The 17,390-nt window shown below is 42.3% G+C and carries 15 protein-coding genes and 1 tRNA gene; all 16 read left to right on the top strand.

Annotated elements, in window-relative coordinates:
• The first annotated feature begins 72 nt into the window (after positions 1-72).
• The 16 genes from topA (at position 73) to N8L33_RS00355 (ending at position 17,387) form a co-directional block, all read left to right on the top strand.
• Entirely contained in the window at positions 73-2,160 is a 2,088-nt protein-coding gene (gene topA, locus N8L33_RS00430) for a type I DNA topoisomerase (protein WP_261058004.1), read from the top strand.
• A gap of 105 nt (positions 2,161-2,265) precedes the next feature.
• Complete coding sequence (locus tag N8L33_RS00425; protein ID WP_261058003.1) at positions 2,266-2,625, top strand: YbaN family protein; 360 nt, start codon at positions 2,266-2,268, stop codon at positions 2,623-2,625.
• A gap of 93 nt (positions 2,626-2,718) precedes the next feature.
• Positions 2,719-3,351, top strand: a complete 633-nt coding sequence (locus N8L33_RS00420; RefSeq protein WP_261058002.1) for a copper homeostasis protein CutC — start codon at positions 2,719-2,721, stop codon at positions 3,349-3,351.
• 43 nt (positions 3,352-3,394) lie between these two features.
• Positions 3,395-4,051: an MmcQ/YjbR family DNA-binding protein gene (locus N8L33_RS00415; protein ID WP_261058001.1), complete on the top strand. Its 657-nt coding sequence runs from the start codon at positions 3,395-3,397 to the stop codon at positions 4,049-4,051.
• 314 nt (positions 4,052-4,365) lie between these two features.
• Positions 4,366-5,928 (top strand): 2-isopropylmalate synthase, encoded by a 1,563-nt coding sequence (locus tag N8L33_RS00410; RefSeq protein WP_261058000.1) that lies wholly within the window; start codon positions 4,366-4,368, stop codon positions 5,926-5,928.
• Between the two features lie 11 nt (positions 5,929-5,939).
• Complete coding sequence (gene leuB / locus N8L33_RS00405; protein ID WP_261057999.1) at positions 5,940-6,977, top strand: 3-isopropylmalate dehydrogenase; 1,038 nt, start codon at positions 5,940-5,942, stop codon at positions 6,975-6,977.
• The gene (locus tag N8L33_RS00400) at positions 6,974-7,243 is read left to right on the top strand and encodes a DUF1294 domain-containing protein (RefSeq protein ID WP_261057998.1); all 270 of its coding nucleotides are present in this window, start codon (positions 6,974-6,976) and stop codon (positions 7,241-7,243) included. The genes leuB and N8L33_RS00400 overlap by 4 nt, the downstream gene beginning before the upstream one ends.
• Before the next feature lie 3 nt (positions 7,244-7,246).
• Positions 7,247-8,629, top strand: coding sequence for a 3-isopropylmalate dehydratase large subunit (gene leuC / locus N8L33_RS00395; RefSeq protein WP_261057997.1), 1,383 nt, complete (start codon positions 7,247-7,249; stop codon positions 8,627-8,629).
• 9 nt (positions 8,630-8,638) lie between these two features.
• Entirely contained in the window at positions 8,639-9,232 is a 594-nt protein-coding gene (gene leuD, locus N8L33_RS00390) for a 3-isopropylmalate dehydratase small subunit (RefSeq protein ID WP_261057996.1), read from the top strand.
• Between the two features lie 27 nt (positions 9,233-9,259).
• A complete protein-coding gene (locus tag N8L33_RS00385; RefSeq protein WP_000160498.1) occupies positions 9,260-10,039 on the top strand; it encodes an L-threonylcarbamoyladenylate synthase in 780 nt (259 codons plus the stop codon).
• A 204-nt stretch (positions 10,040-10,243) separates the two neighbouring features.
• On the top strand, positions 10,244-11,230 hold the full coding sequence (locus N8L33_RS00380) for a GMP reductase (protein WP_261057995.1): 987 nt from the start codon (positions 10,244-10,246) through the stop codon (positions 11,228-11,230).
• Positions 11,231-11,296: 66 nt separating this feature from the next.
• Positions 11,297-11,368 (top strand) — tRNA-Arg (locus tag N8L33_RS00375).
• A gap of 181 nt (positions 11,369-11,549) precedes the next feature.
• Positions 11,550-12,248: a ribonuclease III gene (gene rnc / locus N8L33_RS00370; protein WP_000661480.1), complete on the top strand. Its 699-nt coding sequence runs from the start codon at positions 11,550-11,552 to the stop codon at positions 12,246-12,248.
• Positions 12,239-15,778, top strand: a complete 3,540-nt coding sequence (gene smc, locus N8L33_RS00365; protein ID WP_261057994.1) for a chromosome segregation protein SMC — start codon at positions 12,239-12,241, stop codon at positions 15,776-15,778. Before rnc ends, smc begins: the two co-directional genes overlap by 10 nt.
• Positions 15,775-16,569, top strand: coding sequence for a Cof-type HAD-IIB family hydrolase (locus N8L33_RS00360; RefSeq protein WP_261057993.1), 795 nt, complete (start codon positions 15,775-15,777; stop codon positions 16,567-16,569). The genes smc and N8L33_RS00360 overlap by 4 nt, the downstream gene beginning before the upstream one ends.
• Complete coding sequence (locus tag N8L33_RS00355) at positions 16,569-17,387, top strand: Cof-type HAD-IIB family hydrolase (RefSeq protein ID WP_261057992.1); 819 nt, start codon at positions 16,569-16,571, stop codon at positions 17,385-17,387. Before N8L33_RS00360 ends, N8L33_RS00355 begins: the two co-directional genes overlap by 1 nt.
• The last annotated feature ends 3 nt before the right edge of the window (positions 17,388-17,390 follow it).

Raw genomic sequence — 17,390 nt, 5'->3', positions numbered from 1 at the left:
GCTAAGTCTTGACAGTTATGGCAAAATGGTTTACACTTTATAAAGTTTATTACTTTGAAAAGGTGTGATACTGTGGCTACGGCAACAAAAAAGAAAAAATCAACAGTTAAAAAAAATCTAGTCATCGTGGAGTCGCCTGCTAAGGCGAAAACGATTGAAAAATATCTAGGCAGGAACTACAAGGTTTTAGCCAGTGTCGGGCATATCCGTGATTTGAAGAGATCCAGTATGTCCGTCGATATTGAAAATAATTATGAACCGCAATATATCAATATCCGAGGAAAAGGTCCACTCATTAATGACTTGAAAAAAGAAGCCAAAAAAGCTAATAAAGTCTTTCTGGCGAGTGACCCGGACCGAGAAGGAGAAGCGATTTCTTGGCATTTGGCCCATATTCTCAACTTGGATGAAAATGATGCCAACCGTGTGGTCTTCAATGAAATCACCAAGGATGCGGTCAAAAATGCTTTTAAAGAACCTCGTAAGATTGATATGGACTTGGTCGATGCCCAACAGGCTCGTCGTGTCCTAGACCGCTTGGTGGGGTACTCGATTTCGCCTATTTTGTGGAAGAAGGTCAAGAAGGGCTTGTCAGCAGGTCGCGTTCAGTCTATTGCGCTTAAGTTAATCATTGATCGTGAGAATGAAATCAATGCTTTCCAGCCAGAGGAATATTGGACAATTGATGCTGTCTTTAAAAAGGGAACCAAGCAATTCCAGGCTGCTTTCTATGGAGTAGATGGTAAAAAGCTGAAACTGACTAGCAATGACGAGGTTAAGGAAGTCTTATCTCGTCTAACTAGTAAAGACTTTTCAGTGGATCAGGTAGATAAGAAAGAGCGCAAACGTAATGCTCCTTTACCTTATACCACTTCATCTATGCAGATGGATGCTGCTAATAAAATCAATTTCCGTACTCGAAAGACCATGATGGTTGCCCAACAGCTCTATGAAGGGATTAATATTGGGTCTGGTGTCCAAGGTTTGATTACCTATATGCGTACAGACTCAACTCGTATCAGTCCAGTAGCGCAGAACGAAGCAGCAAGTTTCATTACGGACCGTTTTGGTAGCAAGTATTCTAAGCATGGTAGCAAGGTCAAAAATGCATCAGGAGCTCAGGATGCCCACGAGGCTATTCGTCCGTCTAGTGTCTTTAATACACCTGAAAGTATTGCTAAGTATCTGGATAAGGATCAGCTCAAGCTTTATACCCTTATCTGGAATCGTTTTGTGGCTAGCCAGATGACAGCGGCCGTCTTTGATACCATGGCTGTTAAATTGTCTCAAAACGGGATCCAATTTGCTGCCAATGGTAGTCAGGTTAAGTTTGATGGTTATCTTGCCATTTATAATGATTCTGATAAGAATAAGATGTTACCAGATATGGCTGTTGGAGATATGGTCAAGCAGGTCAATAGCAAACCAGAGCAACATTTCACACAACCGCCTGCTCGCTATTCTGAAGCGACCTTGATCAAGACCTTGGAGGAAAATGGGGTTGGACGTCCATCAACCTACGCACCAACTATTGAAACCATTCAGAAACGTTATTATGTTCGCCTTGCAGCCAAACGCTTTGAACCGACAGAGTTGGGTGAAATTGTCAACAAGCTCATCGTTGAATATTTCCCAGATATAGTAAACGTGACCTTCACAGCTGAAATGGAAGGCAAGCTGGATGATGTCGAAGTCGGAAAAGAGCAGTGGCAACGTGTTATTGACGCCTTTTATAAACCATTCTCTAAAGAAGTGGCCAAGGCTGAAGAAGAAATGGAGAAAATCCAAATCAAGGATGAACCAGCTGGATTTGACTGTGAAGTCTGTGGCAGTCCAATGGTCATTAAACTTGGTCGTTTTGGTAAGTTCTACGCTTGTAGCAATTTCCCAGATTGCCGCCATACCCAAGCAATCGTGAAAGAAATCGGTGTTGAGTGTCCAAGTTGTCATCAGGGACAAATCATTGAGCGTAAAACCAAACGTAACCGCCTCTTCTATGGTTGCAATCGCTATCCAGAATGTGAATTTACTTCTTGGGACAAGCCTGTTGGTCGTGATTGTCCAAAATGTGGCAATTTCCTCATGGAGAAAAAAGTCCGTGGTGGTGGCAAGCAGGTTGTTTGTAGTAACGGTGACTACGAAGAAGAAAAGATTAAATAAGAGGAGAGTCCTGAAAGTGAATTTCAGGCTCTTTTTGGTTGGAGCTTGACAAAATTCATCATTGTATGCGAAACTAGAAGAAGATTATTTTAATTAGGAGTAGTTATGCGTATTATTTATCTTATTATTGGTTTTTTATCACTGGCCTTGGCTATTGTTGGGGTTGTTTTACCCTTGTTGCCGACAACGCCTTTCCTTTTGTTGTCTATTGCTTGTTTCTCCAGAAGTTCCAAGCGCTTCGAAGATTGGTTGTATCATACCAAACTCTATCAAGCATATGTAGCTGATTTTCGTGAGACCAAGTCTATTGCGCGTGAACGTAAGAAAAAAATCATCGTATCCATCTACATCTTGATGGGAATTTCCATTTATTTTGCACCTCTTTTACCAGTCAAAATCGCTCTAGGAGCTTTGACCATCTTTATCACCTATTATCTCTTCAAGGTCATTCCAGACAAAGAATAAGTAAAATTTGTAACTATTTCCCTTGATAAAAATGAAAGCATATTCACAACAATATGATATAATAAATTCAAAGTAATACTCAAGGAGAATCAAATGATTTACGAATTTTGTGCTGAAAATGTGACCTTGCTTGAAAAAGCGATGCAGGCTGGAGCTCGTCGAATCGAACTCTGTGATAATCTAGCAGTTGGTGGAACAACACCCAGCTATGGAGTGACCAAGGCGGCGGTTGAACTGGCAGCTAACTACAATACGACCATTATGACTATGATTCGTCCACGTGGTGGCGACTTTGTTTATAATGATATGGAAATTGCTATCATGCTAGAAGATATTCGTTTGACTGCTCAGGCTGGAAGTCAAGGGGTTGTATTTGGTGCCTTAACTGCTGAGAAGAAGTTGGATAAAGCTAATCTTGAGAAGCTGATTGCTGCATCAAAGGGGATGGAAATTGTCTTCCACATGGCCTTTGATGAATTGAGTGACGAAGACCAGTTGGAAGCTATTGACTGGCTCAGCCAAGCTGGTGTCACTCGGATCCTAACTCGTGCTGGTGTATCTGGCGATTCACTAGACAAACGTTTTGCTCATTATCACAGAATTTTGGAACATGCTAAAGGTAAAATTGAAATCTTACCAGGTGGGGGGATTGACTTGGATAATCGTCAAACCTTTATCGACCAGTTGGGCGTGACACAATTGCATGGAACCAAGGTTGTCTTTTAAAAAATAGAAAGGAACTGCTAGCTTTTGGTAGCAGTTTTCACTTATGTTTGAAATTTTTAAATCCTATCAGTTTAATCAAGAAAAGGCTCGTGCCTATGGTTTTTTAGAAAGTAGTGGAGTTTGGACTTATAGTTGCCAGATTTTGCAAGGTGACTTTGTCATGGTTGTGTCCATCACTGCTGATAATGTGAGTTTTCAGGTCTTTGACCAGGAAACGGGTGATCTTTATCCTCAAGTCCATATGGAAAGTATGAGAGGAAGTTTTGTTGCAAGTGTCCGTGAGGCTTGTTTGGAGATTCTTTACCAGATTAGGAAGGCCTGTTTTGATGTGCAGGATTATATCTGTCCTCAGACTAAGCGTATTATGGCTCAGGTTCAGGAAAAGTACGGAAATCAGCTGGAGTATCTGTGGGAGAAATCGCCTGATACGGCAGTGTTAAGACATGAAGGCAATCAAAGGTGGTATGCTGTTTTGATGAGAATTTCTGGGGATAAGCTGGAAAAGGATAGAGAAGGATTAGTGGAAGCAGTCAATCTCAAACACGATCAAGTAGCGAACTTACTTTCACAAAAGGGTATTTATCCAGCTTACCATATGAACAAACGTTACTGGATTAGTGTGGCTTTTGATGATACCTTGTCAGATTCAGCAGTCCTAGAATTGATAGAAAGAAGTTGGAATTTAACCTCTAAAAAATAAGATCTTTCAAGGATTTTCAAGAACTTTCAATTAGCTAAATATTCTATACTGAAGAAATTTTCAGAAAATATTGGATTTTTTCTTGACAAGTGTTTTTAGCTATGCTAAAATACTAAACAAGATATCAAACGAAGGAGAAAGTCAAACATGAAAACAGCTAAGTTTAATCAATTTGCTTTGTTGTTGAGGTACTCGGGCTAGTGCAAAAAGCATTAGTCCTGTTTGGCTTACCAAGCGGGAGTGAATCAACATCTCGCTTGGACTTCTAAGCGAGATGTTTTTTTAAAAACCACATTTGGAAAAGGGGAAATCTTATGAGAACAGTTGAATTTCTAGATACCAGCCTTCGGGATGGAGAGCAGACGCCGGGTGTTAACTTTTCAATCAAAGAAAAAATTGCCATAGCAAGGCAGCTGGAGAAATGGGGCATTTCGGCCATTGAAGCTGGTTTTCCAGCGGCTAGCCCAGACTCATTTACGGCAGTGCAGGAGATTGCTAAGGTCTTGAAGAAAACAGCGGTGACTGGTTTGGCACGTTCGGTCAAGTCTGATATTGATGCTTGCTACGAGGCCCTCAAGGACGCCAAGTATCCACAAGTTCACGTTTTTATTGCTACCAGTCCGATTCATCGCAAGTATAAGCTTAATAAGAGCAAGGAAGAAATTTTGGTCGCTATTAAGGAGCATGTTTCCTATGCTCGTTCTAAGTTTGAAGTGGTCGAATTCTCTCCTGAAGATGCAACTAGAACAGAGTTGGATTTCCTCTTGCAAGTTGTTCAAACAGCGGTTGATGCAGGGGCGTCTTATATCAATATCCCTGACACAGTAGGATTTACCACGCCAGAAGAGTACGGAGCTATCTTCAAATACTTGATTGAGAATGTTAAGACAGATCGTCAGATTATCTATTCGCCTCATTGTCACGATGACCTTGGAATGGCAGTGGCAAATAGCCTTGCTGCTGTCAAGAATGGTGCAGGACGTGTTGAAGGAACTATCAATGGTATTGGGGAGCGAGCTGGAAATGCTGCTTTGGAAGAAATTGCAGTGGCCCTCAATATTCGCCAAGATTACTATCAAGCAGAAACCAGTATTGTCCTAAATGAAACAATAAATACGTCAGAAATGGTTTCTCGCTTCTCTGGTATTCCAGTTCCTAAAAACAAGGCTGTGGTTGGTGGCAATGCCTTCTCTCACGAATCTGGTATTCATCAAGACGGAGTCCTTAAAAATCCTCTTACTTATGAGATTATCACCCCTGAATTGGTCGGTGTTAAGAGCAATAGTCTTCCGCTTGGTAAATTGTCTGGTCGCCATGCCTTTGTTGAGAAACTAAGAGAATTGGCCCTAGACTTTACAGAAGAGGATATCAAACCACTCTTTGCTAAGTTCAAGGCACTGGCCGATAAGAAACAAGAAATTACAGATGCAGATATTCGTGCGCTGGTCGCTGGAACTATGGTTGAAAACCCAGAAGGCTTCCATTTTGATGATTTACAACTTCAAACTCATGCAGATAATGACATCGAAGCGCTCGTTAGCCTAGCAAATATGGATGGTGAGAAGGTTGAATTTAATGCGACAGGGCAAGGTTCCGTTGAAGCAATCTTTAATGCTATCGACAAGTTCTTTAACCAATCAGTTCGCTTGGTGTCCTATACCATTGATGCGGTAACAGATGGAATTGATGCCCAGGCTCGGGTCTTGGTCACTGTTGAAAACAGAGATACAGAAACCATCTTTAATGCAGCAGGTCTTGATTTCGATGTACTGAAGGCTTCGGCTATTGCCTATATTAACGCTAATACCTTTGTTCAAAAAGAGAATGCAGGTGAGATGGGACGTAGCGTTTCATATCGCGATATGCCTAGTGTGTAAAGGAGAAGGCTATGACAAAGAAAATAGTAGCTCTAGCAGGGGACGGAATCGGCCCAGAAATCATGGAGGCTGGTTTAGAGGTTCTGGAGGCTCTAGCTGAAAAAACAGGTTTTGACTATGAGATTGATAGACGACCTTTTGGAGGTGCAGGTATTGATGCAGAGGGGCATCCTTTACCTGATGAAACCCTCAAGGCATGTAGAGAAGCAGATGCCATTCTCTTAGCAGCTATCGGTAGTCCTCAGTATGATGGAGCAGCGATTCGCCCTGAACAAGGCCTGCTGGCTCTCCGTAAGGAACTCAATCTTTACGCCAATATTCGCCCGGTAAAAATCTTTGATAGTCTCAAGCATTTGTCACCACTCAAACCAGAACGAATTGCTGGTGTAGACTTTGTCGTGGTGCGTGAGTTGACAGGTGGTATATACTTTGGGGACCATATCCTTGAAGAGCGAAAAGCGCGTGATATCAACGACTATAGCTATGAGGAAGTAGAGCGGATTATTCGCAAAGCCTTTGAAATTGCAAGAAATCGCAGAAAAATCGTTACTAGTATCGATAAGCAAAATGTTCTAGCGACCTCAAAACTCTGGCGGAAAGTAGCTGAGGAAGTCGCGCAGGATTTCCCAGATGTAACCTTGGAACACCAGCTGGTAGACTCAGCTGCAATGCTCATGATTACCAATCCTGCCAAGTTCGATGTCATCGTGACGGAGAATCTTTTCGGAGATATCTTATCTGATGAATCAAGCGTTCTATCTGGCACACTTGGGGTTATGCCATCAGCCAGTCATTCTGAAAAGGGTCCAAGTCTCTATGAGCCCATTCACGGTTCGGCACCCGATATTGCAGGTCAAGGAATTGCCAATCCTATTTCCATGATTTTATCAGTTGCCATGATGTTGAGAGATAGCTTTGGTCGTTATGAGGATGCAGAGCGTATAGAGCGTGCTGTTGAGGCCAGTTTAGCGGCTGGCATTTTAACAAGAGATATAGGTGGACAGGCTTCGACCAAGGAAATGACGGAAGCTATCATTGCAAGGTTATGACGTTAGACGAAAAAATTACTCTAGTCCTTTTGATTTGGAATGTCATGATTTTCTTGATTTATGGCATTGACAAATCAAAGGCAAGGAGAAAAGCTTGGCGCATCCCTGAGAAAATCTTTCTTATTTTAGCTTTTACTTGTGGTGGTTTTGGAGCTTGGCTAGCAGGGATCACTTTTCACCACAAGACTAGAAAATGGTACTTTAAAACAGTTTGGTTTCTTGGGATGATAACCACACTAGTAGCCTTATATTTTATTTGGAGGTAATGGATGGCAGGAAAATCGATTTTTGATAAATTATGGGACCGTCATGTCATCACAGGAGAAGAGGGGCAGCCCCAACTCATGTATGTGGACCAGCACTATATTCATGAAGTGACCAGTCCTCAGGCTTTTCAAGGATTACGAGATGCAGGTCGCAGATTGAGACGGCCAGACTTGACATTTGGAACCTTTGACCACAATGTCCCGACGGTCAATATCTACGATATTCGAGATGTAATTTCTAAAGCGCAAATTGATAAGCTTGCTGAAAATGTTGAGGAATTTGGGATCGAACATGCGGCCCACGGTTCAGAGAAGCAGGGAATCGTTCATATGGTAGGTCCAGAAACAGGACGGACCCAACCAGGGAAATTCATCGTCTGTGGAGACAGCCATACAGCAACCCACGGGGCTTTCGGAGCGATCGCCTTTGGAATTGGGACCAGTGAGGTCGAACATGTCTTTGCTACCCAGACCCTCTGGCAGGTTAAACCCAAGAAAATGCTGGTAGAATTTACAGGAGTTCCACAAAAGGGAGTTTATTCCAAGGACTTCATTTTAGCCTTGATTGCCAAGTACGGCGTTGCCTGTGGTGTTGGCTATGTGGTGGAATATCGTGGACAAGCTATTGATGCACTGAGCATGGAAGAGCGAATGACCATCTGCAATATGTCCATCGAGTTTGGATCTAAGATGGGGATCATGAATCCAGATCAGACTACCTATGATTATCTCAAGGGACGCGAATGTGTTCCAGCGAATTTCGAAGAGGCTGTGGCTGATTGGAAAACAATTGTCAGCGATGATGATGCTGTTTACGATAAAGTTATCCGGATGGATGTCTCAGACCTAGCTCCTATGGTTACTTGGGGAACCAATCCTGCTATGGGGGTTGACTTTGACAGTAGATTCCCAGAAATTAAGGATATGAATGATGAGCGCGCTTATAATTACATGGACTTGGAGCCTGGTCAAAAGCCAGCAGATATTGAATTAGGCTATATCTTTATAGGTTCATGTACCAATGCTCGTCTCAGCGACTTGCAGCTGGCTGCGCGATTTGTCAAAGGAAAGAAAATCGCTCCTAATTTAACGGCTATCGTAGTTCCAGGCTCTCGTCCTGTCAAACGAGCTGCGGAGAAATTGGGCTTGGATAAAGTTTTCCTAGATGCTGGCTTTGAGTGGAGAGACCCAGGTTGCTCAATGTGCCTAGGGATGAATCCTGACAAGGTCCCTGATGGTGTTCACTGTGCCTCAACCAGCAACCGTAACTTTGAAGATAGACAGGGATTTGGTGCTAAGACCCATCTCTGCAGTCCAGCCATGGCAGCTGCGGCAGCTATCGCAGGGCGCTTCGTAGATGTTCGGCAAATGCCAGAAGCCCAGTAAGGAGAGGATATGGAGAAATTTACAGTTTATACGGGAACGACCGTTCCTCTCATGAATGATAACATCGATACCGACCAAATCCTACCCAAGCAGTTTCTCAAGTTAATTGATAAGAAAGGCTTTGGTAAGTATCTCATGTATGCTTGGCGTTATCTGGACGATAACTATACTGAGGATCCAGACTTTGTCTTTAACCGACCTGAATATCGCAAAGCCAGTATCCTCATCTCAGGGGATAACTTTGGGGCAGGTTCTTCGAGGGAACACGCAGCTTGGGCTCTAGCAGATTATGGTTTTAAGGTCGTGATTGCAGGCTCTTTCGGTGACATTCATTACAATAATGAACTTAATAATGGCATGTTACCAATTGTTCAGCCTAGAGAGGTTAGAGAAAAGCTAGCCCGGCTTAAACCGACTGACCAGGTAACTGTGGACTTAGAACAACAAAAAATCATCTCACCAGTTGGAAAATTTACTTTCGAAATTGATAGCGAATGGAAACATAAACTCTTAAATGGTTTAGATGATATCGGTATTACTTTGCAGTATGAAGACTTGATTGCTGCCTATGAAAAACAACGACCAGCCTACTGGCAGGATTAGAAAAAATAGAAAAGGAAATATAGAACTATGACAAAACACATTCAATGGAACGGAACACTTTCACAAGAAGGCTATGACATTTTAAAAGGTGAGGGCGGATGTATCGTTTGCCCTACTAAAGTTGGTTACATTATCATGACCAGCGATAAGGCAGGACTTGAGCGTAAGTTCGCAGCCAAAGAACGTAACCGTAACAAACCAGGTGTTGTACTTTGTGGTAGCATGGACGAGCTTCGCGCTTTAGCACAACTCAACCCAGAAATTGAAGCCTTCTACCAAAAACATTGGGACGAAGACATTCTCCTTGGTTGTATCCTTCCTTGGAAACCAGAAGCTTTTGAAAAACTCAAAGCATATGGTGATGGTCGTGAAGAACTTATGACTGACGTGCGTGGTACTAGCTGTTTTGTTATCAAGTTTGGTAAGGCTGGTGAACAATTAGCTGCCAAACTTTGGGAAGAAGGTAAAATGGTTTATGCCTCATCTGCAAACCCATCTGGAAAAGGAAACCGTGGTAAGGTTGAAGGTATTGGAGAACGTATCGAAGGAGCAGTGGACCTTGTCATTGAAGCAGACGACTATGTGGCTTCCATCCAACCTGACAAAACGATTGAAACTCGCTACGAGCAAGGTGTGATGGTGTCTATGGTCGATAAAGATGGTAAGCTCATCCCAGAACAAGGAGGAGCACGTTCAACTTCACCAGCACCAGTCGTTATTCGTAAAGGGCTTGATATTGATAAAATCATGATGCACCTGTCAGATACATTTAACTCATGGGACTACCGTCAGGGAGAGTATTATTAGGATAGAGAAGGAGTGGGGAGAAAATAATCGGCTCTCCTCTTTCTTTTGTTTTTAATACGAGTAAAAAACGAACGATAAATTTTAATTCATAAAATTATTTGACAAAAACTGTACTTTAGTTTATAATAAATTAAGGAAACGTCGGAAAAGACGTAGTGATGCGAGAGCATAGGTAGGTCATTATAAAAGAAACGAGACATCGATATGTTAAATGAATTTCCAATTTTTGATTACGAAGATATTCAATTGATTCCAAATAAATGTGTGATTAAAAGCCGTGCAGAAGCGGATACAAGCGTCACTCTAGGAAATCACACCTTTAATCTACCTGTTGTACCAGCTAATATGCAAACGATTTTGGATGAAAATGTAGCAGAGCAACTGGCTAAAGGGGGCTACTTCTACATTATGCATCGTTTTGATGAGGCAGGACGCATTCCCTTTATCAAACGTATGCACGATCAAGGGCTCATTGCTTCTATCTCTGTCGGTGTTAAGGACTATGAGTATGATTTTGTTAGCCAGCTCAAGGCTGATGCTCCTGAGTACATCACGATTGATATTGCTCATGGTCATGCGGATAGCGTGATTTCTATGATTCAACACATCAAGAAAGAATTGCCAGATACTTTTGTCATTGCTGGAAATGTGGGAACACCAGAAGCAGTTCGCGAGTTGGAAAATGCGGGTGCGGATGCCACTAAGGTCGGAATCGGCCCTGGTAAGGTTTGTATCACCAAGGTCAAGACTGGTTTTGGTACAGGTGGTTGGCAGTTGGCTGCACTACGCTGGTGTGCTAAGGCTGCCCGTAAACCGATTATTGCTGATGGAGGGATTCGTACTCACGGTGATATTGCCAAGTCTATCCGTTTTGGTGCCAGTATGGTTATGGTTGGTTCCCTATTTGCAGGACACATCGAAAGTCCAGGAAAAACGATTGAAGTTGATGGTGAACAGTTTAAAGAGTACTATGGTTCAGCTTCACAATATCAAAAAGGAGCTTATAAAAACGTCGAAGGCAAACGCATCTTGCTTCCTGCCAAAGGTCATTTGCAAGATACTTTGACTGAGATGGAACAAGACCTTCAAAGTGCTATTTCTTATGCAGGTGGACGTCAGGTTGCTGACCTTAAACACGTTGATTATGTGATCGTGAAAAACTCTATCTGGAATGGGGATGCTTCCCACTAAGACGGGCTATCTGACCAGAAAAAAACTTGTTATTAGAGCAAATTTCTGTTATAATAAAACAAGTTTCCACCCTTAGTGTAATGGATATCACGTAAGATTCCGGTTCTTGAGATGGGGGTTCGATTCCCTCAGGGTGGATGTAAACATCCTAAAAAGCCTTTAATGGGGCTTTTTATTTATCCTGCCTCAAATTTGCCACTAAAACTGAAAATCTCATTTCAATGAATACTCAAATCTCCTCCAGTCCCGTTTTAAAGTGACTCAGGGGGCTTTTTTTGATATAATAAAAAGGACTGTTATCAGTTAGAAAGAGGTTGGTATGAAAGAATTACAAACTGTACTAAAGAACCATTTTGCAATCGAATTTGCAGACAAAAAGTTACTGGAAACTGCCTTTACTCATACGAGTTATGCCAATGAGCACCGCCTCTTAAAAATTTCACACAATGAACGCTTGGAATTTTTAGGAGACGCTGTTCTACAGTTATTGATTTCAGAATATCTGTATAAAAAATATCCTAAAAAGCCTGAAGGGGACTTGTCTAAACTCCGTGCCATGATTGTCCGTGAGGAGAGTTTGGCTGGTTTTGCGCGTGACTGCCAGTTTGATCAGTTTATCAAGCTGGGTAAGGGAGAAGAAAAGTCTGGTGGGCGCAATCGTGATACCATTCTTGGTGATGCCTTCGAAGCCTTTCTTGGTGCCCTCCTTTTGGACAAGGATGTGGCCAAGGTCAAGGAATTTATCTACCAAGTCATGATTCCTAAGGTTGAAGCAGGCGAGTTTGAGATGATTACAGACTACAAAACCCATCTTCAAGAGTTACTTCAAGTCAATGGGGATGTGGCTATTCGTTATCAGGTAATTTCTGAAACGGGTCCTGCCCACGATAAGGTTTTTGATGTAGAAGTTCTTGTTGAAGGCAAGAGCATTGGTCAAGGTCAAGGTCGTTCTAAGAAATTAGCAGAGCAAGAAGCTGCCAAAAATGCCGTTGAGAAAGGGCTGGATTCATGTATTTAAAGGAAATCGAAATTCAGGGATTCAAGTCTTTTGCTGACAAGACCAAGGTCGTCTTTGACAAAGGTGTGACGGCAGTTGTTGGACCCAATGGATCTGGAAAGTCGAATATTACAGAAAGTCTGCGTTGGGCCTTGGGGGAGTCCAGTGTTAAGAGCCTCCGTGGCGGCAAGATGCCGGATGTTATCTTTGCTGGGACCGAAAGCCGCAAACCGCTCAATTATGCTTCTGTAGTTGTGACTCTGGATAATCATGACGGATTTATCAAGGATGCTGGTCAAGAAATCAGGGTCGAACGTCATATCTATCGTAGTGGAGATAGTGAATATAAGATTGACGGTAAAAAAGTCCGTCTGCGTGATATTCATGATCTTTTCTTGGATACAGGTTTGGGACGAGATTCCTTCTCTATCATTTCCCAAGGGAAGGTTGAGGAGATTTTCAACTCCAAGCCTGAGGAACGTCGTGCTATTTTCGAAGAAGCTGCAGGAGTTTTGAAATACAAGACTCGTAGAAAAGAAACTGAGAGTAAACTGCAACAAACTCAGGATAATCTGGACCGTCTTGAAGACATTATCTATGAGTTAGATAATCAAATCAAACCCCTTGAGAAGCAAGCTGAAAATGCTCGTAAGTTTTTAGACTTGGAAGGTCAACGCAAAGCTATTTATTTAGACGTGCTGGTTGCTCAAATCAAGGAAAATAAGGCTGAACTAGACTCGACAGAAGAAGAGTTGGCTCAGGTTCAGGAACTCTTGACGAGCTACTACCAAAAGCGTGAACAATTAGAAGAAGAAAATCAAGCTCTTAAAAAGCAACGCCAAGATTTACAGGCTGAAATGTCCAAAGATCAAAGCAGTTTGATGGATTTGACCAGTCTGATTAGTGATTTAGAGAGAAAATTAGCCCTATCGAAATTAGAATCTGAGCAAGTAGCCCTGAATCAACAGGAAGCACAAGCTCGTTTAGCTGCTTTGGAGGATAAGAGAAAATCACTCAGCAAAGAAAAATCTGCTAAAGAAAGCTCTTTAGCACTTTTAGAGGAAAATCTAGTCCAAAATAATCAAAAACTCAATCGTTTAGAAGCTGAATTGCTGGCTTTTTCAGATGATCCTGATCAGATGATTGAGCTTTTGCGTGAACGCTTTGTGGCGCTTTTACAGGAAGAAGCCGATGTCTCAAACCAGTTGACCCGTATCGAGAATGAGTTGGAAAATAGTCGTCAGCTTTCTCAAAAACAAGCAGATCAACTACAAAAACTCAAAGAACAGCTGGCTACAGTTAAAGAGAAAGCTAGGCAGCAAAAGGCGGAGCTTGAAACTGCCAAGGAGCAAGTTCAAAAATTATTGGCCGACTACCAAGTCTGTGCCAAGGAGCAAGAGGAGCAGAAAGCTTCCTATCAAGCTCAACAAAGTCAACTCTTTGACCGTCTGGATAGTCTCAAAAACAAGCAGGCTAGAGCCCAAAGTTTGGAAAATATCCTGAGAAATCATAGTAACTTTTATGCAGGTGTTAAGAGTGTTCTCCAAGAAAAAGATCGCCTTGGTGGGATTATTGGTGCAGTCAGTGAGCACCTGACTTTTGATGTGCATTATCAAACTGCCCTAGAGATTGCGCTTGGAGCCAGTAGTCAGCATATCATCGTAGAAGATGAAGAGTCGGCAACCAAGGCGATTGATTTCCTCAAACGAAACAGAGCAGGTCGTGCAACCTTTCTTCCTTTGACAACGATCAAGGCGCGTACGATTTCTAGTCAGAACCAAGATGCTATTGCTGCAAGTCCAGGATTTCTGGGCATGGCAGATGAGTTAGTTACTTTCGATACTAGACTGGAAGCCATTTTCAAGAACTTGCTAGCTGCGACGGCTATCTTTGATACCGTAGAACATGCGCGTGAAGCTGCTCGACAAGTTCGTTATCAGGTTCGCATGGTGACATTGGATGGGACAGAGCTTCGTACAGGTGGTTCCTATGCAGGTGGAGCCAATCGTCAGAACAACAGCATCTTCATCAAACCAGAACTGGAGCAATTACAAAAAGAAATTGCTGAAGAGGAAGCAAGCCTTCGTTCAGAAGAAGTGGCTTTGAAGACCTTACAAGATGAGATTGCTAGATTGACCGAATCATTAGAAGCCATCAAATCTCAGGGGGAGCAGGCTCGTATTCAGGAGCAAGGCTTGTCCCTTGCTTATCAGCAGACCAGTCAGCAAGTCGAAGAATTAGAAACTCTTTGGAAACTCCAAGAAGAGGAATTAGATCGTCTTTCTGAAGGAGATTGGCAAGCAGATAAGGAAAAATGCCAAGAGCGCCTTGCTACAATCACCAGTGACAAGCAAAATCTAGAAGCTGAGATTGAAGAGATTAAGTCTAACAAAAATGCCATCCAAGAACGTTATCAGAACTTGCAAGAACAGCTAGCGCAAGCTCGCTTGCTTAAGACAGAACTGCAAGGGCAAAAACGTTATGAAGTGGCTGATATTGAGCGTTTAGGCAAGGAATTGGATAATTTAGATATCGAACAAGAGGAAATCCAGCGCCTTCTTCAAGAAAAGGTTGATAATCTTGAGAAAGTTGATACGGATTTGCTCAGTCAGCAGGCGGATGAAGCCAAAACTCAGAAAACAAACCTCCAACAAGGTTTGATTCGCAAGCAGTTTGAATTGGATGATATAGAAGGTCAGCTGGATGATATTGCCAGTCATTTGGAACAGGCTCGCCAGCAGAATGAAGAGTGGATTCGCAAGCAAACTCGTGCTGAAGCCAAGAAAGAAAAGGTCAGCGAGCGCTTGCGCTATCTACAAAGTCAATTAACAGACCAGTATCAGATTAGCTATACTGAAGCTCTTGAAAAGGCGCATGAGTTGGAAAATCTCAATCTGGCAGAGCAAGAGGTTAAAGATTTAGAGAAGGCTATTCGCTCACTGGGTCCTGTCAATTTGGATGCTATTGAACAGTACGAAGAAGTTCACAGTCGTTTGGATTTCCTAAATAGCCAGCGAGATGATATTTTGTCAGCGAAAAACCTGCTTCTTGAGACTATTACAGAGATGAATGATGAGGTAAAAGAACGCTTTAAATCAACCTTTGAGGCCATTCGTGAGTCCTTTAAAGTGACCTTCAAGCAGATGTTTGGCGGAGGTCAGGCTGACCTGATTTTGACTGAGGGAGACCTGCTGACAGCTGGGGTTGAGATTTCTGTTCAACCTCCAGGTAAGAAAATCCAGTCGCTTAACCTCATGAGTGGTGGTGAAAAAGCCTTATCAGCTCTTGCTTTGCTCTTCTCTATCATTCGAGTTAAGACTATCCCATTTGTTATCTTAGATGAGGTAGAGGCGGCACTGGACGAAGCCAATGTCAAACGTTTTGGCGATTACCTTAATCGCTTTGACAAGGATAGCCAGTTTATCGTCGTAACTCACCGTAAGGGAACCATGGCAGCGGCCGATTCTATCTATGGAGTGACCATGCAAGAATCAGGTGTCTCAAAGATTGTTTCAGTTAAGTTAAAAGATTTAGAAAGTATTGAAGGATGACAATTAAACTAGTAGCAACGGATATGGACGGAACCTTCCTAGATGGGAATGGGCGCTTTGATATGGATCGCCTCAAGTCACTTTTGGCTTCCTACAAGGAAAAAGGGATTTATTTTGCGGTAGCTTCGGGTCGAGGATTTCTATCTCTAGAAAAATTATTTTCAGATGTTCGTGAGGATATTATTTTCATTGCGGAAAATGGCAGTTTGGTCGAATATCAAGGTCAGGACTTGTATGAAGCGACCATGTCTCGTGAGTTTTATTTGACGACTTTTGAAAAGCTGAAAACGTCACCTTATGTAGATATCAATAAATTGCTCTTGACTGGGAAGAAGGGATCTTATGTTCTAGATACGGTTGATGAGACCTATTTGAAAGAGAGTCAGCACTATAATGAAAATATCCAAAAAGTAGCGAGTCTTGAAGATATTACAGATGACATTTTCAAATTTACAACCAACTTCACAGAAGAAACGCTTGAAGCTGGAGAAGCTTGGGTAAACGAACATGTTACTGGTGTTAAAGCCATGACAACTGGCTTTGAATCCATTGATATTGTTCTGGACTATGTCGATAAGGGAGTGGCTATTGTTGAATTAGCTAAAAAACTTGGTATCACAATGGATCAGGTTATGGCTTTTGGAGACAATCTTAATGACTTGCACATGATGCAGGTTGTGGGACATCCTGTAGCTCCTGAAAATGCACGACCAGAAATTTTAGAATTAGCAGAGACTGTGATTGGTCACCATAAGGACCAGTCGGTTATAGCTTATATGGAGGGCTTATAATGGCAGATATAAAATTGATTGCATTGGACTTGGATGGGACCTTGCTGACTACTGATAAAAGGCTGACGGATCGGACCAAGGCAACCTTGAAAGCTGCGCGTGATCGCGGGATCAAGGTTGTATTGACAACGGGTCGTCCCTTAAAAGCTATGGATTTCTTCCTTCATGAGCTAGGGACTGACGGCCACGAAGATGAGTATACGATTACTTTTAATGGTGGTTTGGTTCAGAAAAATACAGGAGAAATTCTTGATAAAACAGTCTTTTCATATGGTGATGTGACACGCTTGTATGAGGAAACAGAGAAATTATCACTGCCTATTGATGCCATCTCAGAAGGAACTGTTTATCAAATCCAATCGGACCAAGAAAGTCTTTATGCCAAATTTAATCCAGCATTGACCTTTGTTCCAGTGGCCTTTGAAGACTTGTCTAGTCAAATGACCTACAATAAATGCGTGACTGCCTTTGCTCAAGAACCCTTGGATGCAGCCATTCAGAAGATTTCGCAAGAATTGTTTGATCAATATGAAATCTTTAAATCGCGTGAAATGTTGCTAGAGTGGTCACCAAAGAATGTTCATAAAGCAACAGGTTTAGCAAAACTAATCAGCCATCTTGGAATTGATCAAAGCCAAGTCATGGCTTGTGGTGACGAGGCAAATGACCTTTCTATGATTGAATGGGCAGGGCTCGGTGTTGCCATGCAAAATGCTGTTCCTGAAGTCAAGGCAGTCGCAAATGTGGTGACGCCAATGACCAACGATGAAGAGGCTGTCGCCTGGGCTATCGAAGAATATGTGCTAAAGGAGAACTAAGAT

Source organism: Streptococcus mitis, from assembly GCF_946188695.1.
Taxonomy (GTDB): domain Bacteria; phylum Bacillota; class Bacilli; order Lactobacillales; family Streptococcaceae; genus Streptococcus; species Streptococcus mitis_DF.
Note: the sequence above shows the minus strand (reverse complement) of the source record. Positions and strands in the feature narration are given on the sequence as shown.

Coding starts and splice junctions, on each gene's coding strand:
- N8L33_RS00425 (WP_261058003.1), top strand. CDS start 2,266: ATGCGTATTATTTATCTTATTATTGGTTTTTTATCACTGGCCTTGGCT.
- N8L33_RS00420 (WP_261058002.1), top strand. CDS start 2,719: ATGATTTACGAATTTTGTGCTGAAAATGTGACCTTGCTTGAAAAAGCG.
- N8L33_RS00415 (WP_261058001.1), top strand. CDS start 3,395: ATGTTTGAAATTTTTAAATCCTATCAGTTTAATCAAGAAAAGGCTCGT.
- N8L33_RS00410 (WP_261058000.1), top strand. CDS start 4,366: ATGAGAACAGTTGAATTTCTAGATACCAGCCTTCGGGATGGAGAGCAG.
- leuB (WP_261057999.1), top strand. CDS start 5,940: ATGACAAAGAAAATAGTAGCTCTAGCAGGGGACGGAATCGGCCCAGAA.
- N8L33_RS00400 (WP_261057998.1), top strand. CDS start 6,974: ATGACGTTAGACGAAAAAATTACTCTAGTCCTTTTGATTTGGAATGTC.
- leuC (WP_261057997.1), top strand. CDS start 7,247: ATGGCAGGAAAATCGATTTTTGATAAATTATGGGACCGTCATGTCATC.
- leuD (WP_261057996.1), top strand. CDS start 8,639: ATGGAGAAATTTACAGTTTATACGGGAACGACCGTTCCTCTCATGAAT.
- N8L33_RS00385 (WP_000160498.1), top strand. CDS start 9,260: ATGACAAAACACATTCAATGGAACGGAACACTTTCACAAGAAGGCTAT.
- N8L33_RS00380 (WP_261057995.1), top strand. CDS start 10,244: ATGTTAAATGAATTTCCAATTTTTGATTACGAAGATATTCAATTGATT.
- rnc (WP_000661480.1), top strand. CDS start 11,550: ATGAAAGAATTACAAACTGTACTAAAGAACCATTTTGCAATCGAATTT.
- smc (WP_261057994.1), top strand. CDS start 12,239: ATGTATTTAAAGGAAATCGAAATTCAGGGATTCAAGTCTTTTGCTGAC.
- N8L33_RS00360 (WP_261057993.1), top strand. CDS start 15,775: ATGACAATTAAACTAGTAGCAACGGATATGGACGGAACCTTCCTAGAT.
- N8L33_RS00355 (WP_261057992.1), top strand. CDS start 16,569: ATGGCAGATATAAAATTGATTGCATTGGACTTGGATGGGACCTTGCTG.